The organism is Nocardia sp. CDC153 (assembly GCF_035818515.1).
Lineage (GTDB): Bacteria > Actinomycetota > Actinomycetes > Mycobacteriales > Mycobacteriaceae > Nocardia.
In genome coordinates, this window is the sequence record NZ_JAYKYU010000003.1 from 140,258 (window position 1) to 163,074 (window position 22,817).

The 22,817-nt window shown below is 67.8% G+C and carries 26 protein-coding genes; 19 read left to right on the forward strand and 7 right to left on the reverse strand.

Translation table 11 applies throughout. The features are described from left to right. Nucleotides 1-31: 31 nt before the first annotated feature. Together VMT65_RS17450 and VMT65_RS17455 are read left to right on the forward strand one after the other, a co-directional pair. Nucleotides 32-835, forward strand: a complete 804-nt coding sequence (locus VMT65_RS17450; RefSeq protein WP_326309330.1) for a purine-nucleoside phosphorylase — start codon at nucleotides 32-34, stop codon at nucleotides 833-835. A gap of 10 nt (nucleotides 836-845) precedes the next feature. Next, on the forward strand, nucleotides 846-2,351 hold the full coding sequence (locus VMT65_RS17455; RefSeq protein ID WP_326309331.1) for a phospho-sugar mutase: 1,506 nt from the start codon (nucleotides 846-848) through the stop codon (nucleotides 2,349-2,351). A 12-nt stretch (nucleotides 2,352-2,363) separates the two neighbouring features. Here the strand turns inward: VMT65_RS17455 and upp are convergent, their stop codons facing one another. Then, complete coding sequence (gene upp / locus VMT65_RS17460; protein WP_326309332.1) at nucleotides 2,364-2,987, reverse strand: uracil phosphoribosyltransferase; 624 nt, start codon at nucleotides 2,985-2,987, stop codon at nucleotides 2,364-2,366. Between the two features lie 139 nt (nucleotides 2,988-3,126). Here upp and VMT65_RS17465 point away from each other — a divergent pair, with 139 nt between their 5' ends. Genes VMT65_RS17465 through VMT65_RS17485 form a run of 5 tightly spaced genes read left to right on the forward strand, consistent with a single transcriptional unit; the run spans nucleotide 3,127 to nucleotide 6,701 of the window. Then, complete coding sequence (locus VMT65_RS17465; protein WP_326309333.1) at nucleotides 3,127-3,450, forward strand: type VII secretion target; 324 nt, start codon at nucleotides 3,127-3,129, stop codon at nucleotides 3,448-3,450. Continuing rightward, entirely contained in the window at nucleotides 3,447-4,631 is a 1,185-nt protein-coding gene (locus VMT65_RS17470; protein ID WP_326309334.1) for a C40 family peptidase, read from the forward strand. Before VMT65_RS17465 ends, VMT65_RS17470 begins: the two co-directional genes overlap by 4 nt. A 48-nt stretch (nucleotides 4,632-4,679) precedes the next feature. Then, nucleotides 4,680-5,030 carry a hypothetical protein gene (locus tag VMT65_RS17475; RefSeq protein WP_326309335.1) on the forward strand — a complete coding sequence of 117 codons (351 nt, stop codon included), beginning with the start codon at nucleotides 4,680-4,682 and terminating at the stop codon, nucleotides 5,028-5,030. Nucleotides 5,031-5,085: 55 nt separating this feature from the next. After that, nucleotides 5,086-5,430, forward strand: coding sequence for a YbaB/EbfC family nucleoid-associated protein (locus VMT65_RS17480; RefSeq protein WP_326309336.1), 345 nt, complete (start codon nucleotides 5,086-5,088; stop codon nucleotides 5,428-5,430). Between the two features lie 26 nt (nucleotides 5,431-5,456). Then, the gene (locus tag VMT65_RS17485; protein WP_326309337.1) at nucleotides 5,457-6,701 is read left to right on the forward strand and encodes a primosomal protein; all 1,245 of its coding nucleotides are present in this window, start codon (nucleotides 5,457-5,459) and stop codon (nucleotides 6,699-6,701) included. Between the two features lie 129 nt (nucleotides 6,702-6,830). On the opposite strand, the gene VMT65_RS17490 is transcribed toward VMT65_RS17485, so the two are convergent. From VMT65_RS17490 to VMT65_RS17505, 4 genes are all read right to left on the reverse strand, one after another. Beyond that, nucleotides 6,831-7,922: an adenosine deaminase gene (locus VMT65_RS17490; protein ID WP_326309338.1), complete on the reverse strand. Its 1,092-nt coding sequence runs from the start codon at nucleotides 7,920-7,922 to the stop codon at nucleotides 6,831-6,833. A 117-nt stretch (nucleotides 7,923-8,039) separates the two neighbouring features. Further along, nucleotides 8,040-8,384, reverse strand: a complete 345-nt coding sequence (locus VMT65_RS17495; protein WP_326309339.1) for an excalibur calcium-binding domain-containing protein — start codon at nucleotides 8,382-8,384, stop codon at nucleotides 8,040-8,042. Between the two features lie 32 nt (nucleotides 8,385-8,416). Continuing rightward, complete coding sequence (locus VMT65_RS17500) at nucleotides 8,417-9,703, reverse strand: thymidine phosphorylase (protein ID WP_326310286.1); 1,287 nt, start codon at nucleotides 9,701-9,703, stop codon at nucleotides 8,417-8,419. Between the two features lie 74 nt (nucleotides 9,704-9,777). Then, nucleotides 9,778-10,179, reverse strand: a complete 402-nt coding sequence (locus tag VMT65_RS17505) for a cytidine deaminase (RefSeq protein ID WP_326309340.1) — start codon at nucleotides 10,177-10,179, stop codon at nucleotides 9,778-9,780. Nucleotides 10,180-10,503: 324 nt separating this feature from the next. On the opposite strand from VMT65_RS17505, the gene sdhC reads away from it, so the two are divergent. From sdhC to VMT65_RS17560, 11 genes are all read left to right on the forward strand, one after another. After that, on the forward strand, nucleotides 10,504-10,896 hold the full coding sequence (gene sdhC / locus VMT65_RS17510; RefSeq protein WP_326309341.1) for a succinate dehydrogenase, cytochrome b556 subunit: 393 nt from the start codon (nucleotides 10,504-10,506) through the stop codon (nucleotides 10,894-10,896). A gap of 8 nt (nucleotides 10,897-10,904) precedes the next feature. Further along, a complete protein-coding gene (locus tag VMT65_RS17515; protein ID WP_326309342.1) occupies nucleotides 10,905-11,336 on the forward strand; it encodes a succinate dehydrogenase hydrophobic membrane anchor subunit in 432 nt (143 codons plus the stop codon). Between the two features lie 16 nt (nucleotides 11,337-11,352). Further along, entirely contained in the window at nucleotides 11,353-13,122 is a 1,770-nt protein-coding gene (gene sdhA, locus VMT65_RS17520) for a succinate dehydrogenase flavoprotein subunit (protein ID WP_326309343.1), read from the forward strand. Then, the gene (locus VMT65_RS17525) at nucleotides 13,122-13,889 is read left to right on the forward strand and encodes a succinate dehydrogenase iron-sulfur subunit (protein ID WP_326309344.1); all 768 of its coding nucleotides are present in this window, start codon (nucleotides 13,122-13,124) and stop codon (nucleotides 13,887-13,889) included. The genes sdhA and VMT65_RS17525 overlap by 1 nt, the downstream gene beginning before the upstream one ends. Nucleotides 13,890-14,061: 172 nt before the next feature. Then, nucleotides 14,062-14,484 carry a hypothetical protein gene (locus VMT65_RS17530; RefSeq protein WP_326309345.1) on the forward strand — a complete coding sequence of 141 codons (423 nt, stop codon included), beginning with the start codon at nucleotides 14,062-14,064 and terminating at the stop codon, nucleotides 14,482-14,484. A 56-nt stretch (nucleotides 14,485-14,540) separates the two neighbouring features. Beyond that, a complete protein-coding gene (locus VMT65_RS17535) occupies nucleotides 14,541-15,149 on the forward strand; it encodes a chemotaxis protein CheB (protein ID WP_326309346.1) in 609 nt (202 codons plus the stop codon). After that, nucleotides 15,146-17,047 (forward strand): CheR family methyltransferase, encoded by a 1,902-nt coding sequence (locus VMT65_RS17540; protein ID WP_326309347.1) that lies wholly within the window; start codon nucleotides 15,146-15,148, stop codon nucleotides 17,045-17,047. The genes VMT65_RS17535 and VMT65_RS17540 overlap by 4 nt, the downstream gene beginning before the upstream one ends. A 43-nt stretch (nucleotides 17,048-17,090) precedes the next feature. Then, nucleotides 17,091-17,981, forward strand: a complete 891-nt coding sequence (locus VMT65_RS17545) for a GAF domain-containing protein (protein WP_326309348.1) — start codon at nucleotides 17,091-17,093, stop codon at nucleotides 17,979-17,981. A gap of 46 nt (nucleotides 17,982-18,027) precedes the next feature. Next, on the forward strand, nucleotides 18,028-18,792 hold the full coding sequence (locus tag VMT65_RS17550; RefSeq protein ID WP_326309349.1) for a hypothetical protein: 765 nt from the start codon (nucleotides 18,028-18,030) through the stop codon (nucleotides 18,790-18,792). Between the two features lie 293 nt (nucleotides 18,793-19,085). Next, a complete protein-coding gene (locus VMT65_RS17555) occupies nucleotides 19,086-19,772 on the forward strand; it encodes a hypothetical protein (RefSeq protein ID WP_326309350.1) in 687 nt (228 codons plus the stop codon). A gap of 107 nt (nucleotides 19,773-19,879) precedes the next feature. After that, complete coding sequence (locus VMT65_RS17560) at nucleotides 19,880-20,641, forward strand: GAF and ANTAR domain-containing protein (protein ID WP_326309351.1); 762 nt, start codon at nucleotides 19,880-19,882, stop codon at nucleotides 20,639-20,641. A gap of 14 nt (nucleotides 20,642-20,655) precedes the next feature. On the opposite strand, the gene VMT65_RS17565 is transcribed toward VMT65_RS17560, so the two are convergent. Beyond that, nucleotides 20,656-21,282, reverse strand: coding sequence for a PadR family transcriptional regulator (locus tag VMT65_RS17565; RefSeq protein ID WP_326309352.1), 627 nt, complete (start codon nucleotides 21,280-21,282; stop codon nucleotides 20,656-20,658). A gap of 125 nt (nucleotides 21,283-21,407) precedes the next feature. Between VMT65_RS17565 and VMT65_RS17570 the strand changes: the two genes are divergently transcribed. After that, entirely contained in the window at nucleotides 21,408-21,878 is a 471-nt protein-coding gene (locus VMT65_RS17570; RefSeq protein WP_326309353.1) for a hypothetical protein, read from the forward strand. 127 nt (nucleotides 21,879-22,005) lie between these two features. On the opposite strand, the gene VMT65_RS17575 is transcribed toward VMT65_RS17570, so the two are convergent. Continuing rightward, on the reverse strand, nucleotides 22,006-22,764 hold the full coding sequence (locus tag VMT65_RS17575) for a hypothetical protein (RefSeq protein WP_326309354.1): 759 nt from the start codon (nucleotides 22,762-22,764) through the stop codon (nucleotides 22,006-22,008). Nucleotides 22,765-22,817 lie beyond the last annotated feature (53 nt).

A 22,817-nucleotide genomic window follows, 5' to 3' on the forward strand; every position in this document is an offset into this window, starting at 1 on the left:
GAGGCAATCAAACACGACTAGGGTGGGCGACATGCTGGCCGAGAAAACCGTGGGCGGGGTTTCCGAACTAGCCGCCGAGGCGATCGCCGAACGTACCGGAGTGCGACAGCACCGGGTCGCGGTGATATTGGGATCCGGTTGGCAGGAGGCCGCCGCCGAGATCGGGCAACCGGAAGCCTCCATTCCCATGGCCGAGGTGCCGGGCTTCGAATCGCCGACGGCACAGGGACATCAGGGCACTATTCATTCCGTGGCGGTCGGCGAGTCGCCGGTGCTGCTGCTCATGGGTCGCCAACACCTCTACGAGGGCCACGCGCCGAGTCAGGTGGTCCACAATGTGCGCACCGCGCTGGCGGCGGGCGCGCAGACGGTGCTGCTCACCAATGCGGCGGGCGGGATTCGCGAGGATCTGTCGGTCGGCGAGCCGGTGCTGATCAGCGATCACCTCAATCTGACCGGGCGCACGCCCCTCGAGGGCGCGAACTTCGTGGACCTGGTGGACGCCTGGGATCCCGAATTGCGAGCGCTGGCAAAGGAAATCGACCCGAGCCTCACCGAGGGCGTGTACGCGGGTCTGACCGGGCCGCAGTACGAGACCCCCGCCGAGATCCGCATGCTGCGCACCATGGGCGCGGACCTGGTCGGCATGTCCACCGTGCTCGAGGCCATCGCCTGCCGCGAGGGCGGGGCGAAGGTGCTGGGCATCTCCCTGGTCACCAACCTGGCCGCCGGGGTCACCGGCGCGCACCTCTCGCACGCCGAGGTCCTGGCCGAAGGCCACGCCGCCGCACCGAGATTGGGCAAACTGCTGCGCGGCGTGCTGGAACGCCTCTAGGCGCGCGGCCGTGCTGCGCTTCGGCACCGCCGGGCTCCGCGGTCCCCTCCGCGACGGCCCGGACGGCATGAATGTGGACACCGTCGCCCGCGCCTCCGCGGGCATCGCCGCCTGGCTGCGGGACCGCTGCCTGGGTGGCGGGCTGGTGGTCGTGGGTCGCGACGCCCGCCACGGCTCGGCGGAATTCGCCGTCGCCACGGCGGAAGTCTTCGCGGCGGCGGGCTTCTCGGTGCTGGAACTTCCGCGGCCACTGCCGACCCCGGTGGTCGCCTTCGCCGTGCGCGAGCTGAAAGCCGTTGCGGGCGTGCAGATCACCGCCTCCCACAATCCCGCCACCGACAACGGCTACAAGCTCTACCTCGACGGCGGCTCGCAACTCGTTCCGCCCGCCGACACCGAGATCGAGCGATGCATCGACGCGGTCACGACGCCCATCGCGCGAAAGCGATTGGAAGGCCCCGATATCGAGCGGGGCGCGGCGGTCGTCGCGGACTATGTGGAGCGAGTCACCCTCCTGCCCAGCGTGATCGGCGGCGACGGCCCGCGCTCACCCATTCGAATCGTGCTGACCGCGATGCACGGCGTGGGCGGGGAGTTGGCCGTGGCCGCGCTCCGGGGTGCCGGATTCGACGAAGTGCTGGTGGTGACCGAGCAATTCGCGCCCGATCCCGATTTCCCGACCGTGGCGTTTCCGAATCCCGAGGAGCCCGGGGCCTCCGATCTGCTGCTGGACTTGGCCGCGCGGCTCGACGCCGATCTCGCCATCGCGCTCGATCCGGACGCAGACCGGTGTGCGATCGGGGTGCGCGGCCCGGACGGGTGGCGCATGCTGCGCGGCGATGAAACCGGGGTGCTGCTTGGCGATTTCGTGCTGCGGACGGCCGCACCGAACGCGCTGGTGGCCACCACCATCGTGTCGTCTCGGCTGCTGAGCAAGCTGGCCCCGGCGCGCGGGGCGCGGTACGCGGAGACGCTGACCGGGTTCAAATGGCTGGCCCGCGCGGGCGAGGGACTGGTGTACGCGTACGAGGAGGCCATCGGGCACTGCGTGGATCCGGCCGCGGTGCGCGACAAGGACGGGATCTCGGCCGCGGTCGCGGCGGCGGATCTGGTGGCGCGGTTGAAGGCTCAGGGCCGGACCGTTCTCGATGTGCTCGACGACTACGCGGTGGATTTCGGTCTGCATGCCGGAGACCAGATCTCACTGCGCTTCCCGGAGGTGAGCGAGGCGACGGCGGTGGTGGCGCGGCTGCGCGAACTGCCGCCGACCGAGATCGCCGGAGAACCGGTGAGCTGCACCGATATGGCGCAGGTACGCGGCCGGATGCGTACCGACGCACTGGTTTTCGAGGGTCCGACGCTGCGGCTGGTGATCCGGCCGTCCGGCACCGAACCCAAGCTCAAGTGTTACGTGGAGACCGTCGTACCGGTCGCCGATCGCACGGAACTCCCGGCCGCGAAAGCCGCTGCGGCGCAAAGGCTCGCCGAGATCCGGGAGTTCTGCGAGAAACTCTGACCCGAGAGATGGTCAGCGCGGGCCGAATTGGCGGTCGCCCGCGTCGCCGAGGCCGGGGACGATGTAGGCATCGGAGTTGAGGCCGCGGTCCACCGAGGCGGTGACCAGGCGGACGGCGTGGCCGGACTTCTCCAGGGCGGCAATGCCTTCCGGGGCGGCGACCACGCACAGCACGGTGATGTCGCGGGCCTTGCGGGTGGCCAGCAGGTCCAGGGTGTAGACCATGGAGCCGCCGGTGGCGAGCATGGGGTCGAGCACGATGACCGGGGTGCTGGACAGGTCGTCGGGCAGCGATTCCATGTACGGGGTGGGCTGGTGGGTCTCCTCGTCGCGGGCCACACCGACGAAGCCGATCCGGGCGTCCGGAATCAGATTCTCGGCGGTCTCCACCATGCCCAGCCCGGCGCGCAGGACCGGAACCAGCAACGGCGGGGCATTCAGCCGGGTGCCCTCGGCCGCGGCGACCGGCGTGGCGATGGGGAACCGCTCGACCGGGGCGTCTCGCATGGCCTCATAGACCAGAATCCCGGTCAGGTCGCGCAGCGCCGCCCGGAATGTCGGATTGGTGGTGCGGGCGTCTCGCATGGTCGTCAGCAAAGCGGCAGCGAGCGGATGGTCCACGACGAGAGTGCGCATACGAAAACCATAAGTCAGCTCGGACGTCCAAGATCCCCGCCCGCCGGAATTCTTCCACCCCCGGAACCAACCCCGGTCCCCGCACGTCCAACCCCGTACGACCCGAAACCACCCCGCGACCGGCATGAAGGGGGCATTCATGCACCGCCTCACCGTCCACACCGAGGGCCTCGCCACTTATGCGGCGACCACGACCACCCTCGCCGCGGATGTAGCCGCCATCACCACCCGAGCCGCCACCGCCACCCCCGACCTACTCGCCCCCGCCCTGGGCCTCATCGCCGCGGACTTCCTCACCGCCTACACCGCCGCCCACGCCACCCACCTCGCCACCTTGACCACGCTCGGCACCACCTTCGCGGCCATCAGCGCATCCACCGCCGAGGCGGCCTCGGCCTACATCGCGCACGACAGCGCCTACGCCGCCGCGCTCCACGCGAACGACCCGGAGTCGATGGCATGAGCGTGACCGCGCCGGTTGGGGTTTCGGCCTTGGCCGAGCCAATTGTCGAGTTGTTGGCGAGCTTTGGGGACGGAGGGGCGGGGGCGACCTCCGGGGCGTTGCGGGAGGCTTCGGCGGGGGTCGACGAGATTCATGCGGCCGGTCGGGCGAGTGTGGATCGGATGTACGACTCCTGGCGGGGGTGGGGCGGGGATGCGGCCATGGATGCCGCGTTGCGCGGACAGGGCACGGCCGCAATGGCTTCCGAGCGCGGGCGGGAGATGGCCGCGATCGTGGAGCGGGTGGACGGGGAGGTGGGGGCGGGTAGGAGGGAGCTCGCCGAGATTCTGCGGTCGTTCACGGCCGAGGTGGACGCGCTCGGGTCGGCCGGAATGTCCCCCACCGGGGTTGCCGCCCTGGTCGAGTCGGCGATCGAGCACATCGGGCGGGCGGTGCGGGTGGTCGAGCGGGTGCGGGCCGAGTTGGACGGGGAGACGGCGGCCATGAACGAGTTGGTCTCGCGCACGCCCGCTCCCGCGCCGGTGCGGCCCGCGTCGGTCGAATCCGGTCCGCCCGTCGAGTCCGGTGCGGTGGTTGTGCCCGCCGCGGTGAGCACCGCGACCGAGCAGGGCGTGCGTCAGGTCGGCACCACCATCTCGGCTGCCGGGGACACGCTCTCCCAGGGGGTCTCGCTGCTCGGGGCCGGGCTGTCACCGGGCGGGTCGCGCACCACGCCCGCGTCGGTGGTGACGCCGAAGTCGCCTGGCCGCGGCCATGATTCGACCGTCACCAGACCGCAGGGCGGTGGGGTGCGGCTGACGCTCCCGGACGGCAGCACGGTCGAGGCCCCGAATCAGCGGGCGGCGGACGCGGTTCGGAATGCGTTGAGCCAGGTAGGTACGCCGTACGTGTGGGGCGGAGAGACGCCCGGGGTGGGGATGGACTGCAGCGGTCTGACACAGTGGGCGTATGCGCAGGCGGGTGTTTCGCTGCCGCGGCTGGCGCAGGAGCAGGGGTACGGCCACCAGCGGGTCGGTCCAGGGGACTTGATGCCCGGCGATCTGGCGGTGTGGGACGGGCACGTCGCCATGGTGATCGGCAATGGCGAGTTGGTGGAGGCGGGTGATCCCGTCCAGATCGGACCGATACGCACACAGAACAGCGGGATGCGGTTCCTCGGCTTCTATCGGCCGACCGCGTGAGCGCCCCGGATCTTCGAGAGGAGACACGATGACGCGAGGGGAGACACGATGACCCGACCGGAACGGCCGGAGGTGCCCGCGGTGACCACCGCGGCGAGCGCCAATCGATCCGGCACCATCACCGTGCGCGCCACCGATCAGGGCATACCGGTGGAGATCCAGTTCGAGCGCGGCGAATACCGCTACGGCGCACAGGCTCTCGCGGACGAGATCCTGCGCCTGACCAAGCGTTCGGCCATCGTGGCCCGGTCCCGGCGGCGCGAGCAGCTGGCCGAGGCGGGCGTGCCGGACACCATGCTGGACCGGCTGGGCCTGCCCACCCGACAGGCCGCGGTCGACGAGCTGGATCGGCTGGACGACGCCGACACCGGACAGACCAGTTGGACGCGGCGATCGTGAACGGTTGGGACACCGCCGCCCGGGTACCCCGAGGCCGTGCCGGAAGGAGCTCACGATGAGTGCGGAGATGGACGCCCTGCTCGATCGCGTGAACCAGCAGCTGGAAACGCTGGAGGCGACCCTGCACGGCCTGGCCCAGGTGCGGGCGCGGTTCACCGCGGAAGACCATTCGGTCACCGCGGAGGTGGACGCCGACGGTGCGCTGACCGGGCTGTGGCTGGCCGAATCGGTGACCGCGCGCTCCCCGTCGGAGGTGTCACGGCTGATTCTGTGGGCCTGTCAGCAGGCGGCCTCGGAGGCGACCGCGCAGCGTTCCCGGATCATCGCCCGACTCAACGAGTCGATCCGTACGCCCGCAGACATTTCAGGCCATGTTGGGGGCAGCCCGGATAGTGCCTGACGCAACGACTGGATAGGCTTCCCGTCATGGCTTCTGGAGACATCGTCCCGATCGCGCTCGGCCTGACCAAAGGCGATCTTGTCACCCTCTGGGCACCCCGCTGGCGAGACGGTGACGATGAGTGGCAGGCATTCCTCGGACACGAGGAAGACCTGTACGGTTTCGAGTCCGTCGCGGAGCTGGCGGCGTTCATTCGCACCAACTCCGACAACGATCTGGTGGATCATCCGGCCTGGAAGATCATCGCCGGATTGTCGGCGGCCGAACTGGAGCCGGAGGACCAGTACTCCTTCGATCTGGTCGGCGTCCCCGAGCTCGCGGCCGACGACCCGGATCCCGAGGTCGTCTCCGAGCTCGAGGAGACCCTCGAAATGGTCCGCAACCTGGGCGACGTGTGCGAACTCGACACCGTCACCAAGTTCTTCGGCTCGCATCCGGTGCTGGGCGCGCTGCCCGGCGGCGTGAGCGCCTTCGAGGGTCGCGAGGGCGAGGAGCTGTGGGACCAGATCGGCGCGGCCATCGCCAAGGACTGGGAAGCGGTGCTCGACTCCATCGACTCGGTGGTGACGATTCCGGAGGTGGACGCCGACGCGGTCTCGGTCGCGGAGGCGGAACTGCTTGCGGCGCAGGAGAACATCGTCGACGCCGAGGACGCGGCCGAGAGCGACGACGACGAGATCGAGCCCGTCGACCTGGACGAGGACGACGAAGACGACGAGGAGCTCTCGTTCTGGCACGAGGTCGGCATCGACCCGGTGCAGATCGTGACCTCCGATGGCACCTTCTTCACGCTGCGCTGCTACGTCGACGACGAGCCCATCTTCCTGGGCAAGGACGGCTCGATCACGGTCTTCGGATCCGAGCGCGCGCTGGCCCGCTACCTGGCCGACGACCACGACCACGATCTGGCCCGGGTGAGCACCTACGGTGAGGTGCAGACCGCCGCCGTGGACGGCTCGCTGGATGTCGAGGTGGACGAGGAGAACATCTACGTGCTGCCCGGCCTGGCCGAGGATCTGGCCGCCGGCCCCAAGTCGGTCGACACCGATCAGCTCGATCTGGCGGTCGAATTGTTCACCGACGCAGCCGATTACGCCGAGGACGAGTCGGTCGAGGCCGCGCTGGCGGTGTCCACTCCCCTGGGCTGGTACGTCTCCTACCTGCTCAACCCGGACCCGACCCGCTTGGCCCCGAACCCCCCGTTCGAGGCCGAGGCGGAGGCGTGGAAGGCGCTCGAGGCGGCCTTCGAGGCTCGCCTCGAAAAAGCCTGACCTAAAGCATGATTCGGGCCGCACCCGGCTGGGTGCGGCCCGTCTCGTCATTCCGGCGCGCTTTTGGCCGGAATCCACAGCGGCAGTGTGGATCCCGGCCAAAAGCATGCCGGGATGACGATGGTGGGGTTATCCCAGCAGCACCGCGTAGCCCGGCTTGATCACCTCGTCGATCAGCCGCAGCCGCTCCGGGAACGGGATGAACGCGGACTTCATGGCATTGATGGTGAAGCGCTCCAGATCGCTCCAGCCGTAGCCGAAGGTCTCGGCGAGCTTGAGCATCTCCTTGCTCATGGTGGTGTCGCTCATCAACCGGTTGTCGGTGTTCACGGTGACGCGGAAGCGCAGCCGGGCCAGCACGTCGAACGGGTGCTTGTCGAGCGAGGGCACCGCGCCGGTCTGCACGTTCGAGGACGGACACAGCTCGAGCGGAATTCGCATGTCCCGCACGTAGTTCGCGACCACCCCGAGTTTGGGGCCGTCGGCGGAGTCGGTGATGTCGTCGGTGATGCGCACGCCGTGGCCTAGGCGCTCGCAGCCGCAGAAGGCGACGGCCTCGTGGATGGACGGCAGCCCGAAGGCCTCGCCCGCGTGAATCGTGAAGTGCGCCAGGTTGGCTCGCATGTAGTCGAAGGCGTCCAGGTGGCGCGAGGGCGGGTAGCCCGCCTCCGCGCCCGCGATGTCGAAGCCGCCGACCCCGCGGTCGCGCCAGCGCACGGTGAGTTCGGCGATCTCCCGGGAGCGGGCCGCGTGCCGCATGGCGGTGAGGAGGCAGACCACCGTGATGGGGTTTCCGGCGGCGGCCGCGGCGGCCTCGCCCTCCCGGAACCCGGCGATGGTGTGCTCGACCACCTCGTCGAGGGTGAGCCCGTTCTCGAGGTGTTGCTCGGGGGCGAAGCGCACCTCGGCGTAGACGACGCCGTCGGCGGCGAGGTCCTCGGCGCATTCGCGGGCCACCCGGCGCAGGCCCTCGGGGGTCTGCATGACGGCGACGGTGTGGGCGAAGGTTTCCAGATAGCGTTCCAGGGATCCGCTGTCGGCCGCGTCGCGGAACCAGGTGCCCAGGGATTCGGCATCGCCTGCCGGTAGCTGGTCGTATCCGCATTCCCGGGCGAGCTCCAGCACCGTCGCGGGCCGCAGCCCGCCGTCCAGGTGATCGTGCAGGACCGCCTTCGGAGCCTGGCGGATCGAAGCGAGAGTAAGAGGCGTCGGTCCAGTCATGAAGCCACGTTAGCCGCATTCCCGTTCTGCGGCAGGGCTGTTGATGTGAGTCACCCGACAGTTCGGCATGTCGTTGCCCTCACGTTGCTGACCGGTAGGTTTCCTTCACCTCACGGGCTAGCGGTCGCAGGCCACGCCATTGTGGTCCGGGTCGAGGAAGGTCGAATATCCCGGCTGCCCTTCGTAGATAGGCCCCTTGCCCTGATCCCACACCTGTTCGCAGCTGCTGTAGATGGGATCGGGCTTGGCCTTCTTCTCGGTGCTCGGCGCGGGCAGATCCCCGCGCGACAACGAGTTCGACCCGGATGGATCGGGCGCGAGGTTCTCACCCGGCGCGGCCTGTGCGACGGCGGTCGGCGACCAGCCCTGCGGCACAACGGCACCCAACGGCATGACAATGCCGAAAACGCCCAGGGCGGCGCACGCCGCGGCCCGGGCCCGGACAGTGGTTCCAGTCTTCACGATCCCAGGCTAGGCCGGTTCGGCGGCTGTGGTCAGGCGGTAATTCGGTCCAAGATCAACGGCTGCGCCGCCGCCGTCTCGGTGTCGGAGATGGTGAAGGCGTCGCGCAGGAGGTCGAAGGCGACTTCGAACGCCTCGGGCGTATCGGTGTGCAGGGTCAGCAGCGGCTGGCCCGCGGTGACGGAATCGCTTGGTTTGGCGTGCATTTCGATGCCCGCCCCGGCCTGCACCGGATCGCCCTGCCGGGCCCGGCCCGCGCCGAGCCGCCAGGCGGCGAGCCCGATATCGAGGGCGTCGAGGCGGGTGAGCGTGCCCGAGGCGGGTGCGCGCAGCGTCTCGGTGTGACGCGCCTGCGGCAGTGGCGCGTCCGGGTCACCGCCCTGGGCGCGCACGATGGCCCGCCAGTGGTCCATGGCCCGGCCGTCCGCCAGCGCGTCGGCCGGATCGACATCGGTGATTCCGGCCTGCGCCAGCATCTCCCGCGCCAGCGCCAGGGTGAGGTCGACGACATCGGCGGGGCCGCCGCCCGCCAGCACATCCAGGGATTCGCAGACTTCCAGGGCGTTTCCGGCGGTGTGGCCGAGCGGGGTGTCCATGGCGGTGAGCAAGGCCACGGTCTTCACCCCCGCGTCGGTGCCGAGTTCGACCATGGCCGTGGCCAACTCGCGCGCCTGGTCGAGCTGCTTCAGGAAGGCCCCGCGCCCGACCTTCACATCCAACACCAGCGCCCCGGTGCCCTCGGCGATCTTCTTGCTCATGATGGAGCTGGCGATCAGGGGGATGGATTCGACGGTCCCGGTCACATCACGCAGCGCGTAGAGCCGCTTGTCGGCGGGCGCGAGGTCGGCCCCGGCCGCGCACACCACGGCCCCGATCGCGGGATCGGCCAACAGCTCCCGCATCCGGTCCACCGGAATGTCGGCCTGCCAGCCGGGTATGGCCTCGAGCTTGTCGAGAGTGCCGCCGGTGTGGCCCAATCCGCGCCCGGACAGCTGCGGGACCGCGGCACCGCAGGCGGCGACCAGCGGCGCGAGCGGCAGCGTGATCTTGTCGCCGACGCCGCCGGTGGAGTGCTTGTCCACGGTGGGCCGTCCGAGATCGGTGAAGTCCAGGCGTTTCCCGGAATCGATCATGGCCTGGGTCCAGCGGGCGGTCTCGCGCCGCGTCATGCCGCGCCAGACCACGGCCATGGCCAGCGCGGCCATCTGCTCGTCGGCCACGTCACCGCGCGTGAACGCGTCGACCACCCAATCGATCTGCGCGTCGCTGAGCTCGCCACCGTCGCGCTTGGCCCGAATCACGTCCACCGCCGAGTGCACCGTCACGACCTCCACCCTGGCACGGGCCGCGGCCCCTTTCCACGAAAACTCGCGCGCGCCACGACGATCAGTGGTTATAGCTGTCCAGCACTGAGATCGTCCGGTCCGAAGGAGTCCGGCAGCAAGGCGGTCAGCGCGACCGGGCCATCGTGGTGATCTACGAGCAACTCGCCGCCGCCGTGCTCGAGCAGGATCTGGCGGCAGCGCCCGCAGGGCATGAGCACGGCCCCTCGGGAGTCGCAGACCGAGACCGCGCGCAGGCGGCCCCCTCCGGTCGAAATCAAGTTACCGACCAGTACACATTCGGCGCAGAGGCCCAAACCGTATGAGATATTTTCCACATTGCAGCCGCTCACCACGCGGTCGTCGGCGGTGAGAGCCGCGGCGCCGACGGGGAATCGGGAGTACGGGGCGTATGCCCCTTGCATTACCTCAAAAGCCTTGTAGCGCAGGGCTTTCCAGTCAATTTCCGACATTTCGGACCATCCTCCTATGGACGTGACCGTACCCGCGTGATAGGCGTTCCGCCTGGTCGCGAAATTCAGGAGAGGCAAACCTAACTCACAACAATTTGACCCAACGAGCGGCACGCCGAATTAGTTCCCCCTCAAAGCTGGGTTTAGAGTTCACGACAGATCGGTTCAGGTTCCCGACAGCGGGCCTGCAGCACTGCCACCGGACAGTCGCGTTGCCTCGAGAGAAGCACAGATTCCGCTTGTGAGCAGGTGGTTTCGACAGTCCAACGGCTCCGCGGCCGGATCTGACCGGGTCCATCGACGACGTTGGAGGCACCGCACTCTATGACCACGCTAGAAGCTCCGGCCAAGCCGAAGCGGACCCTGTACCGAGGCGACCCCGGCATGTGGTCCTGGGCTCTGCACCGCATCACCGGCGTGACGATCTTCTTCTTCCTGTTCGTCCACGTCCTCGATACCGCGTTGGTGCGAGTCAGCCCGGACACCTACGACCACACGATCGCGACCTACAAGAACCCCGTGGTCGCCCTCATGGAGATGGCTCTCGTTGTCTGCGTGCTGTTCCACGCCTTCAACGGCATCCGCATCATCCTCGTCGACTTCTGGTCGCAGGGCCCGCGTTTCCAGCGGCAGATGCTCTGGATCGTGCTCGCGATCTGGATCCTCGTCGCCGGGGCCGGTGTCGGCCGCCAGTTCTTCTACCTGCTGACGAATTGAGAGCCGACATGACCGCACCCGTTCTCGGCAAGTCCTACGACCGCCCCGCCTCCCTCGATGCCCCGCGCGCCCCGCGTCGGCAGTCCGGCAACAACTTCGAGAAGTACGCCTGGCTGTTCATGCGCGCCTCCGGCCTGCTGCTGGTCATCCTGGTCATCGGCCACATGACGATCATGCTGATGCTCGACGGCGGTGTGCACCGCCTGAACTTCGCGTTCGTCGCGGGCCGCTGGTCCTCGCCGTTCTGGCAGATCTGGGATCTGACCATGCTCTGGCTCGCGCAGCTGCACGGCGGCAACGGTGTTCGCACTGTCATCGACGACTACGCGCGCAAGGACCAGACCCGCTTCTGGCTGAAGGCCCTGCTGGTGGTGTCCATGATCCTGATCCTGGTCACCGGCACGTACGTGATCTTCACCTTCGACCCCAACATCAGTTAAGGACAGGCCACCTCGAATGAGTGAATCCCGACCGATTCAGGAACACCGCTACGACGTCGTGATCGTCGGTGCCGGTGGCGCTGGAATGCGTGCGGCGATCGAGGCCGGTCCCCGGGCCCGCACCGCCGTGCTCACCAAGCTCTACCCGACCCGCTCGCACACCGGTGCGGCGCAGGGTGGCATGTGCGCCGCGCTCGCGAATGTCGAAGAGGACAACTGGGAGTGGCACACCTTCGACACCGTCAAGGGTGGTGACTACCTGGTCGACCAGGACGCCGCGGAGATCATGGCCAAGGAGGCCATCGACGCCGTGCTCGACCTGGAGAAGATGGGCCTGCCGTTCAACCGCACGCCCGAGGGCAAGATCGACCAGCGTCGCTTCGGCGGTCACACCCGTGACCACGGCAAGGCCCCGGTGCGCCGCGCGTGCTACGCCGCCGACCGCACCGGCCACATGATCCTGCAGACGCTGTACCAGAACTGCGTCAAGCACGACGTGGAGTTCTTCAACGAGTTCTACGTGCTGGACCTGGTTCTGACCGACGGCCCCAACGGCCCGATCGCGACCGGCGTGGTGGCCTACGAGCTGGCCACCGGCGATCTGCACGTGTTCCACGCCAAGGCGATCATCTTCGCCACCGGTGGTTCGGGTCGCATGTACAAGACCACCTCCAATGCCCACACCCTCACCGGTGACGGCATGGCGATCGTGTTCCGCAAGGGACTTCCGCTGGAGGACATGGAGTTCCACCAGTTCCACCCGACGGGTCTCGCGGGCCTGGGCATCCTCATCTCGGAGGCCGTGCGCGGTGAGGGCGGCATTCTCCGCAACGCCTCCGGCGAGCGCTTCATGGAGCGCTACGCGCCGACCATCAAGGACCTCGCGCCGCGTGACATCGTCGCGCGCTCCATGGTGCTCGAGGTGCGCGAGGGCCGCGGCGCGGGACCGAACAAGGACTACGTGCTCATCGACGTGACCCACCTCGGCGAGGACGTGCTCGAGGAGAAGCTCCCCGACATCACCGAGTTCTCCCGCACCTACCTGGGCGTGGACCCGGTCAAGGAGCCGGTGCCGGTCATGCCGACCTGCCACTACGTGATGGGCGGCATCCCGACCCGCATCCGCGGCGAGGTGCTGCGCAACAACACCGACATCGTCCCGGGCCTGTACGCCGCGGGCGAGTGCGCCTGCGTCTCCGTGCACGGCGCGAACCGCCTGGGCACCAACTCGCTGCTGGACATCAATGTGTTCGGCCGCCGCGCGGGCATCGCCGCCGCCGAGTACGCCCAGCGCGCCGAGTTCGTGGAGATGCCGGAGAACCCGTCGCAGATGGTGCAGGACTGGATCGCGCTGATCCTGTCCGACCACGGCAACGAGCGCGTCGCCGACATCCGCACCGACCTGCAGAACTCCATGGACGACAAGGCCGGTGTGTACCGCACCGAGGAGTCGCTGAAGTCCATGCTCGAGGAGATCCAGGTGCTCAAGGAGCGCTACTCGCGGATCACCGTGCAGGACAAGGGCCGCCGCTACAACAGCGAGCTGCTCGAGGCCATCGAGCTGGGCTTCCTGCTGGAGCTGGCCGAGGTCACCGTGGCGGGCGCGTTGAACCGCAAGGAATCTCGCGGCGGCCACGCCCGCGAGGACTACCCGGACCGCGATGACGTCAACTTCATGCGGCACACCATGGCCTACAAGACGAGCCCGGAGCTGATCTCCGACATCCGCCTCGACTACAAGCCCGTGGTTCAGACCCGCTACGAGCCGATGGAGCGTAAGTACTGATGACTGCTGTCGCTGAAACGCCGCAGAAGCCGGCTCCGGTGCCGGACGGGTCGACCCTGATCACGGTCAAGATCGCCCGCTTCAACCCGGAGGACGGGCAGGGCCAGCACTGGGACGAGTTCAAGGTCCCGGTCCTGCCGACCGACCGGTTCCTGAACGTGCTGATCTACATCAAGTCCTACCTGGACGGCACGCTCACCTTCCGCCGCTCCTGCGCCCACGGCGTGTGTGGTTCCGACGCCATGCGCATCAACGGCGTGAACCGCCTGGCCTGCAAGATCCTCATGAAGGACATGCTGCCCAAGGGCGGCAAGGAGCTGACGGTCACCGTCGAGCCGATCCGCGGCCTGCCCGTGGAGAAGGACCTCGTGGTGAACATGGAGCCGTTCTTCGACGCATTCAAGGCCGTCAAGCCGTACCTCATCACGCACGGCAACGAGCCGACCCGCGAGCGCATCCAGTCCCAGCACGACCGCGCCCGCTTCGATGACACCACCAAGTGCATCCTGTGCGCCTGCTGCACCACCTCCTGCCCCGTGTACTGGAGCGACGGCAGCTACTTCGGCCCGGCCGCGATCGTGAACGCGCACCGCTTCATCTTCGACAGCCGCGACGAGGCCGCCCGCGAGCGCCTCGACATCCTCAACGACGTCGAGGGCGTCTGGCGCTGCCGCACCACCTTCAACTGCACCGACGCCTGCCCGCGTGGCATCGAGGTGACGAAGGCGATCCAGGAGGTCAAGCGCGCCCTCCTGTTCACCCGCTAGGGATTCCCGACGCTCGGGAGCGCCGAAACTCGAAGGCCGCCCGCATCTTCGGATGCGGGCGGCCTTCGCTGTGAGAGGAAGTGCACGGGAACCGGCGCGGGCGGCTCGGACGTTGTCCCTGCGAAGGCACCAAGCCCGGCTCGCGCTGGGCGCGCACGTAGAGGATAGTCCTGTGATCTGCTTCTTCGACCCGGCTCACGGCCCGGCCACCAATCAGGTGATGTGGCAACCGCAGTGGGGTGTGGCCCGTACCGTCGAGGTCTGCCAATTCTGTGCGCAGCGCATCCAGACCACGCAGCCCCCGTTCTATCAGCCTGTGCAGCAGGGCTATCCGCCCCAGCCCGGCTATCCCCCGCAGCCCGGGTACCCGCCCGCCGGTTACCCCCAGCCGGGCTACGCTCCCCCGCCGCCGCGGCAGGGCCACAGCACCGGCGCGATGGTCGGCGCGGGCGCGGCCGGTCTGGTCGGCGGCATGCTGATCGGCGAGATGCTGGCCGACGACGAGAACCGCGATGAGGAACGCGCCTACGAACGCGGTTTCGAGGACGCCGGGCGCGGTGATTACGACAATGGCGGCGACGACGGATTCTTCTGAGCCACAACCTGAGTCGGGCATGCGTCAACCGTGCGCCCGCAGGTTAGGCTGGTGCCGTGCAGCACGACTCCGGTCGGTCGACCCCGGCGACGGGTTTCGGCATCGTCGCGATAGCGTCCTCCGCGGGGGGCATCACCGCGCTGGGTCGGCTGCTGGCCGATTTGAGGCCCTCGCTCCCGGTGCCGGTTCTCGTCGTTCAGCATCTGGACCCGCGGCATGAGACGGTCATCGCCGAGGTGCTGGCCCGCCGGGCGGGAACGCCGGTGCGGCTCGCGAAGGCGGGCGAGCGGGCCGAGCCCGGAGTCATTCTCGTCGCGCCGCCGAATTATCATCTCCTCGTCGGTCCGGACGGTGTCCTGACCTTGTCCAGCAGTGAACTCGTGCACTTCGTTCGTCCCTCGGCGGATCTGCTGTTCGAGTCGGTGGCCGGCGCCTACGGGCCACGCGCCATCGCCTGTGTGCTCACCGGTTCGGGCAGCGACGGTGCGATGGGGGTCAGCGCGGTCAAGGACCGGGGCGGCACGGTGATCGTGCAAGATCCGGATGAAGCGGACTTCCGGGGTATGCCGGACGCCGCCTTGCGCACCGGCGCTGTGGATTTCGTACTGCCATTGGAGGAGATCGCCGCGTTGATTCGCGGCCTGGTCGAAGTGAGGAATTCGTGACGGAGTTCGAGCAGACCGCGGCCGCGGAGGGCAAGCTGCCGGAGGTGGACGGCCCGCTCGAGGATCTGTTGATCTTCATCCGCGACGCGCGGGGGTTCGACTTCACCGGTTACAAGCGGTCCTCGCTGGCGCGCCGCATCCGTAAGCGGATGCAAGAGGTGCGGATCGTCGAATACCTCGACTACCGCGACTATCTGGAGAGCAACGCCGAGGAATTCCAGTACCTGTTCAACACCATCCTCATCAACGTCACGAGCTTCTTCCGCGATGTCGACGCCTGGCAGTACCTGCAGCGCGAGATCATTCCCGAACTCGTGTCCGGTTCGCCGGGCGGCGAGATCCGGATTTGGAGCGCGGGCTGCTCCAGCGGCGAGGAGGCGTATTCACTGGCGATCGCCTTCGCCGAGGTGCTCGGCATCGACGAATGCGCCAAGCGGGTCAAGATCTACGGCACCGATGTGGACGAGGAGGCCTTGCGGGACGCCCGCAGCGGTCTCTACACCGCGAAGGCGCTGGAGCCGCTGTCGAGCGAATTGCGCGGTCGCTATTTCGAGCCCAGCGGCGACAAGTTCGTCTTCCGATCGGATCTGCGGCGGCGGGTGATCTTCGGCCGCCACGACATCACCAGGGACGCCCCGATCTCGCGGCTGGATCTGCTGGTGTGCCGCAACGCGCTGATGTATTTCAATGTGGAGGCCCAGTCCCAGATTCTCGACCGCTTTCACTTCGCGTTGCGCGACAGCGGTTTCCTGTTCCTGGGCAAGGCGGAGATGCTGCTGTCGGACGGCGAACGGTTCGAGGTCACCAATATGCGGCAGCGGGTCTTCCGCCGCCGGGTCGGCGAATCCGCCGGCCACAACACCGTGCTGCCGCCACGCCTGGACACGGTCCTGGGCCAGGAGGTCCAGGGCTTCGTCAAGAAGCGACAACTGAGCGAACTAGCCTTGGAGACAGCACCGTTCGCGATGATCGGCGTCGACATCGACGGCAAGGTCACCGTGATCAACAACCAGATGCGCGGCCAGTTCGGCTTGAATCAGCACGACCTCGGCCGTCCACTGAGCGAGCTCGAATTATCTTACCGGCCGGTCGAATTGCGCTCGCCCATCGAGCAGGCGATCACCGAGCGCCGGGCGATCCGGCTCGCCTCGGTGGAGCGGCGGCTGGGCCCGGAGGAGAACCAGTTCTTCGATGTCATCGTCCAGCCGCTATGGAACCCGGACGGTGTCAACGTGGGCGTGGCCGTCAGTTTCGTCGACACCACGGTGTCCACCCGGCTCGCCCTCGAAGTGAAGGTGAAGCGCGAGGAGCTCGAGACCGCCTACGAGGAACTCCAGTCCACCAACGAGGAACTCGAAACCACCAACGAAGAACTGCAATCCAGCATCGAGGAACTCGAAACCACCAACGAAGAACTCCAGTCCACCAACGAGGAACTCGAAACCACCAACGAAGAACTGCAATCCGGCAACGAGGAACTCGAGACCATGAACGAGGAGCTGCGCATTCGCAGCACCGAACTCGATGAGGCTCGGACATTCCTGGAGGGGATCCTGTCCAGCATCGCGGCCGGCGTCGTGGTCCTGGACGGCGATCTGCGGGTGCGCAGCTGGAACCGGGGAGCCGAGGAGCTCTGGGGGCTACGGGCCGACGAGGTCTGCCAGCAGCACTTCCTGACCCTCGATTTCGGCCTGCCCACCGATCTGCTGCAGGACACCATCGCGGAGACCCTGCGCACCGGACGCCGCGCCGGGCCCATCGACGTCCCCGCCGTCAACCGGATCGGACGCTCGATCGTGTGCGCCGTGAGCTGTTCGCGGCTGGACGGCGCCCGCGACGGCGTCGTCCTGCTCATGGAGGAGACGACGCCGACACCCGCCGCCACGCAACGAAAGTGATTCGACCGGAGCTTTTCCCGGGGGCCGAGGCTACGCTGAGTGCGTGTCGCCGCTACCGGCCGAGGCCGCGGATATAGCCGAGGCCTTGAGACGCTACGACCTGGCACTAGAACGTGCCGGTAAGGCGGCCAGGACCGCCCTGATGTACGAGTCGCAGGCAACCCGGCCGCCCGAGTCGATGCAGCCCTTCCGGCTGCGCATGGCCGCCCTGCACCGGCGTTCCGAACAGCGCCAACGGGCCTGCGCGCGGTTGTACCGGCACTACGCGATCCGGCTGTTGCGCTGGCACACCGGTGGGGCTTCGACCCGGCGGCCGGTGTTCATGACGGTGGTGGCGGACCAGATACGCATGGAGAGCGCGGTCGTGATCCTGTTCGACGAACATCGCCACGAGCTGCTCGCCGCGGTCTCGGACGCGACCGCGCGCACGGTGCACGACACCGAGGCGGTGTTGGGCGACGGCCCGGCGCTGGACATCGCCGCCGGCACGGACGAGATCTTCGCCACCGACGCGGATTTGAGTCGGCAATGGCCCGAATTCGGCAGCGCAGTAAGCAATTTGGGCATCCGCACGGTGTTGGCCGTGCCGCTGCGCGTCGGATCGCGGCGTCTCGGCGCACTGTGCGGATACTCGCGCGAGTTCAGCTCCGGCGCGGACATTCTCGGCTGTGCTGCCGCGGTCGCCGACACCCTGACCACCACGGTGCTGCTCGGCGAGCAGGACGACAAAACCGGCGATTTCCCGCTGCGCGGAACGTTTTTCGATGATGCGGACTATCCGAACACCATCGATCAGGCGACCGGACTGGTCGCCGCGCAACACGGCCGCGATCTCGACGCGGCCCTGGCGCTGCTGCGGGCGCGTGCCTTCGCCGAGGGCGTCCCATTGACGCGCATCGCGGACCAGGTATTGCGGGACGGTCGTTTACGGTGACATCAGACCCTCGGCATCGGCCGCTGGAGCGCCTAGAGTGTTCCGTATGGCGGAATTGAACACCGCGGGCGGACAGCCTTTGCCGGTGTCCCCCGCACATCTTGGGGTCACCCAGCGACGCCGCGACGCCGAATCGGCCAGACGGCGCGCGGAAAGCGCGCGGTCGGGCGCGAATACCGTGCTCTCCCACGAACTCGCCCGGATGCACCAGTACCGCGTCGACGCCGAGATCTCCGACACCGAGAGATCGGTCCGTGGGCTGGTCGTGCGCGGCCGAACCAGCTATCCGCAGGTGTACGCGTTCGATCCATACTTCCTCGCCGGCGCGAGCCGCGCGACGCTGCTGCGGTCGATCGTCGGAACCGCCCTGTTGCATTCGGAGGCGGACAGGGCGATCGTGCAGCTGTTCGATCCGGTACTCGACGGCCTGTGGATCGCGGCACAGCACGGATTCCACCGCCCGCTGCTGGAGTTCTTCCGATGGGTCGGCACCCCGGACGGCACGAACGCCACACCCGCCGGGTACGTGTCAACGGTCGCGATACCCGATGTCGGGGCGAGTCTGTCGCTCAGTACCGCCGACCGCGACGTGATGCTGGCCGAGCGCGTTCGCGCCGTGCAAACCACTCCCATGATCAGCACGTCCGGTCGGCTCATGGGAGTTCTGTCGCTGTATTACCGGAACGCCGATCCGGTAATGGCCGGCGAATGGCCCCTGCTCGGCGCGCTCGCCGACGCCACCGCCGAGTACCTCCATTGGCACAGCGCCCGCGATCCCGAGGCCGATTTGTCCTACCCGCGTCCGGCGTAGTGACCGGTTCGAGCATCCTGACTGTCGAATGCATTGATTTCCAGCCGATTACGGGGCTTGGCACGCGCCGACGGTTCCACCGCACACCCCCGCGCCCGGGGGTAGAATTTCCTCACATCTCCGAGTCCCGAAGCGTGGCTCCGGATCGTCGCCTACCTTTGGACGTCTGAGATGTCCGGCCGCGCTGTGCTCGACTCCCGGGTGTTCGAACTACCCGGTGTTCGGCGGTCTCCGGCCACTCGACGCGCCATTGGTTGGCTGTCCTCTCGCACCATCGACGCTGGAGACATGCCATGCTGCTCGATAATCGCCACACCGGCGGGCACCTGCTGGCCGATCGCCTGCGCGCCTTCCGGGGCCCGGACATCGCATTGCTGGTCCTGTCACCCGGCGGCGTCGCCGTCGCCGAGGAAATAGCCGCGACGCTGCGGGCGCCACTCGACGTGCTGGTGGTAAACAAACCACGAGATATCTTAGGCCGCAACGGCTTAACGGACTCTACACTCGATGACATGGAGGGCGCGCGACCACCTCGGCCACAACATCGCCTCGAACGCCCCAACCGGCGATACACCGGAATCGACCTGCGGGGTCGCACGGTGGTGATCGTCGAGGACACCCTCGGGGGCGCGAATCTCACCGACGTGCGTGCCGCTACCCGCGCCGTCTGCGAGCGCGGCGCATTACGTGTGGTGGTGGCCGCGCCGGTCGCCGAGGGCCGGGCCGTCAGCACACTCACGAAGCTGGTGGACAAGGTGATCTGCCTCGAAATCACCGATGCCCCGGAGGATCTCGAGCAGTGGTATCGACACGACGAACCGCCCACCGAAGCCGATGTCCAGCGAGTTCTGGAACAACACCCGGGCACTGCCGATCCGAATAGTCGGAAGACAGAGCCCGGCGTCCGCACCGTGACGCTGCGTACCTTTCCATGGCCGACCTGCATCGTGGCCGGCCGGTCGCAGTGTGAGGCTTCATAGTCGGCGCACGAGCCGAGCGCCGCCCGATGCCAACCGACCGACACTCCCCAGAGGAAGGGACCTATTACCGTTTCGAGCGATATGGATGGCCCGCACAATTGACTGATATGCAGCGGGAAGCCGCCGACCAGACATCACCGGAACTCGCGATAGGTTTCTCCGAGCTCACCTCCCGCCTGCTGTCCATCCACGACATCGCGGAGTCGGCGAGCGTGCTCGCCGACGTCGTGTCCGGCATGCTGCCCGGGCAGCCCATGCTGGGAGTCCTGATCAGACAGCGTCGCGATCGGATCGCACTGGCGTCCAACGATCCCCGGGCGGCGTCGATCGAGGAGATCCAGTATCACGGCGGGCATGGACCGAGTCCGGAAGCCCTGGAGACCGGGCTGCCGGTGTCGGTTCCGGACGTCACCCTGGAACGTCGCTGGGAAGGCTTTTCCGCGCAGGTCGGCGCACACGATGTCCGGTCGATCCATTCACAGCCACTCGTCACCGAGGACGCGACGATCGGCGTGCTGACCCTGTACGCCCGGCGACCGTACGAATTCGGCCCCCACACCCATGACACCGTCGCCCTGACCGCGACGCACACGGCGGTATTGCTCTCGGCCGCCTTCGATTACGCGCGGCAGGCCGAAACGACCGAACAGCTGCTCAGTGCCCTGGCCAGCCGTTCGGTGATCGATCAGGCGCTGGGCATCGTCATGGGCCAGCGCCGTTGTGGACGCGATCAAGCCTTCGAACTGCTGCGGCAGAACTCACAGCGCCGCAACGTGAAACTGGCCACCGTCGCCGCCGAGATCATTCACACGATCACCGGAACAGCACCTGCCGCAACACATTTCGAAACAGACCGGGCACGACAATGACGGCGCGACATCGGTCACGGGCCGATGGTCTGATTCTGGAAGCGGGCCAGCGATTCCCAGGACCAGGTCAGACTGCCATTCGTCAGGGCGGCGACTATACCTTCCAGCCAACGTAATTCGGCTTCGCTGACCGCGCGCTGATATTCGTCCTCGAGCAGGGTGATGCGCGGGAGACCGAACTTCTGGGCCTGGGTCATGCCCTCGTCGATCTCGTTCAGCTTGGCGCGCACCGCGATTGCGCGCTTCTCCAGTTCCGTCCGCGCGTCGGCGGGCGCCAGCAGCATCAGAAACGACAGGGCCGCAGGGAATTCCGGGAATTCATTCCGGGGCGTGCTGACCATCTCGTTGATCCACGCGAGGCAGGCGGTCCGGCCCGCGTCGGTGATCTCGTAGACCGTGCGTTCCGGATACTGCTGGTCGCGGCCGGTCTCCCGGACGGCCACCAGCCCGGCCTCCTGCAGGCGGGCGATCGTCTTGTAGAGCTGCGCGCGCTGGCCGACGTTCACCACCTTGTCCTTGCCCCACTCCTTGATGCGGCGCTGGATGGCGTACGGGTGCATCGGTTCCAGGTGCAGGATGCCGAGCACCGCCATGGCCAGAGGCGAGCGCTTGAACGTGGCGGCCTGCGTCGATGCTGTCATGCCAGTCATCGTACTAGGTGCTCCAAAACTAGTTCAATCGCACTAGTTGCCAGATAACTAGTTTATGTGTCACTATTGAGGAGCAGGCGAACCCGACCCGCACCACACTCCGAAAGGACAGGGCGATGAGCACCATCAAGAGCACCGACACCGTCAAGATCCACACCGACCACGGCACCGAGAAGCACCTGGGCGACTGGACCCACGCCCGCTCCTTCGAGGTGAAGGCCCGCTACGGCAGCGTCGTCATCGACCTGCGCTCGCCCTGGATCGAGGGCGAGCAGGAGATCGTCGTGCACGCCAACCTCGACCACGCCATGGTCAAGCTGCTCGTCCCCGAGGACGCGGTCATCGACCAGTCCGAGCTGGAGTGGACCGGCCGCGGCCGGGTCAAGGACATGTCCCGCCCGCAGGACGCGAAGGGCCGCGTGATTCGGCTGACGGGCACCAGCGTCAAGAGCGAGTTCCGCGTTCACCGCGGCGGCATCGCCGTCCTGTCGGCCCTGTTCAGCCGTGAGTTCTTCGAGGACGCCAAGCAGGCCCGCAAGGAGGGCCGGACCCCCACCCTGGTCGATCCGGCCAACGCCCCGCGCTGAGTCGACTCGCGTCGGCGGCGGCTGCAAACGCCGCTGACCGTGGCGGAAGGCGAAACATCAAGGCCGCCCGCGGTATTCGATGCGGGCGGCCTCTCCCCCGTGGGCCTGGACCGGCTGGAGGGCGAGATTACCGGGGCGAGGCCGCCGGATCATCACCGAATCGGGTCCCGCTCCTCGTGGCCAGAGCGGCCCACACGATCTTGCCGCTCGGCCAGCGCGGCGCACAACCCCATGCCCGCGCCAGCCGGGCCACGATGTGCAGTCCGTAATGGCGGGTCCCGCCCGCGCCCGGTTCGCGCAGCAGGGCCTCGCGCGGATCGTCATCGCCGACCGCGACCGTGAACACGTGATCGCGCAGTTCGAGGCGCAACTGCATATCCGCGTCGATCGCGCTGTGCAGGAAGGAGTTCTCGACCAGCTCGGTGACAATGAGCAGCGCGTCGACCCGGACCTCCCGAACGTTCCACCGCTCGCAGGTCTCGTCGACGAAGCGCCGCGCCCGCTGGCCGCAGTTCGCCGTGCGCGCCAGATCGATCGCGACGCGACGGCGCGGCGGTGGCTCACCCAGCTCGTGCACCGCCTCCCACACGGTGGCGTGAATCGGGACGAACCGGCGAATGGCGCTGTGCCGCAGCCATCGTCGTCGCGACTCGCAGTGCGAGACGAGCACGATGGGTACACCCGGCCACTCCCCCACCCGCATCCGGGCGCTGCTGAACGCGGCGTAGAGGGTCTCGGTGACCACCCGCAGATCATCGAGGACCACGATCACAGCGCGTGGCTCGTCGACCGCGAACTTGACCAGGCCGTCGGCGATCTCCCGATAGGTGGCCGAGGTCAGTTCACCGTGCGGATACACCACCGAGCAGCCTCGCCGCTCGGTCACGCTCCACCGTATCCGCGTATCTCCCAACACTCCTCGACCACTCACAGACAGTC

Coding starts and splice junctions, on each gene's coding strand:
- VMT65_RS17470 (WP_326309334.1), top strand. CDS start 3,447: ATGAGCGTGACCGCGCCGGTTGGGGTTTCGGCCTTGGCCGAGCCAATT.
- sdhC (WP_326309341.1), top strand. CDS start 10,504: ATGACCACGCTAGAAGCTCCGGCCAAGCCGAAGCGGACCCTGTACCGA.
- VMT65_RS17550 (WP_326309349.1), top strand. CDS start 18,028: ATGGCGGAATTGAACACCGCGGGCGGACAGCCTTTGCCGGTGTCCCCC.
- VMT65_RS17565 (WP_326309352.1), bottom strand. CDS start 21,282: ATGACAGCATCGACGCAGGCCGCCACGTTCAAGCGCTCGCCTCTGGCC.
- VMT65_RS17570 (WP_326309353.1), top strand. CDS start 21,408: ATGAGCACCATCAAGAGCACCGACACCGTCAAGATCCACACCGACCAC.
- VMT65_RS17505 (WP_326309340.1), bottom strand. CDS start 10,179: ATGTCGGAAATTGACTGGAAAGCCCTGCGCTACAAGGCTTTTGAGGTA.
- VMT65_RS17555 (WP_326309350.1), top strand. CDS start 19,086: ATGCTGCTCGATAATCGCCACACCGGCGGGCACCTGCTGGCCGATCGC.
- VMT65_RS17525 (WP_326309344.1), top strand. CDS start 13,122: ATGACTGCTGTCGCTGAAACGCCGCAGAAGCCGGCTCCGGTGCCGGAC.
- VMT65_RS17485 (WP_326309337.1), top strand. CDS start 5,457: ATGGCTTCTGGAGACATCGTCCCGATCGCGCTCGGCCTGACCAAAGGC.
- VMT65_RS17450 (WP_326309330.1), top strand. CDS start 32: ATGCTGGCCGAGAAAACCGTGGGCGGGGTTTCCGAACTAGCCGCCGAG.
- VMT65_RS17560 (WP_326309351.1), top strand. CDS start 19,880: ATGCAGCGGGAAGCCGCCGACCAGACATCACCGGAACTCGCGATAGGT.
- VMT65_RS17475 (WP_326309335.1), top strand. CDS start 4,680: ATGACCCGACCGGAACGGCCGGAGGTGCCCGCGGTGACCACCGCGGCG.
- upp (WP_326309332.1), bottom strand. CDS start 2,987: ATGCGCACTCTCGTCGTGGACCATCCGCTCGCTGCCGCTTTGCTGACG.
- sdhA (WP_326309343.1), top strand. CDS start 11,353: ATGAGTGAATCCCGACCGATTCAGGAACACCGCTACGACGTCGTGATC.
- VMT65_RS17465 (WP_326309333.1), top strand. CDS start 3,127: ATGCACCGCCTCACCGTCCACACCGAGGGCCTCGCCACTTATGCGGCG.
- VMT65_RS17480 (WP_326309336.1), top strand. CDS start 5,086: ATGAGTGCGGAGATGGACGCCCTGCTCGATCGCGTGAACCAGCAGCTG.
- VMT65_RS17515 (WP_326309342.1), top strand. CDS start 10,905: ATGACCGCACCCGTTCTCGGCAAGTCCTACGACCGCCCCGCCTCCCTC.
- VMT65_RS17490 (WP_326309338.1), bottom strand. CDS start 7,922: ATGACTGGACCGACGCCTCTTACTCTCGCTTCGATCCGCCAGGCTCCG.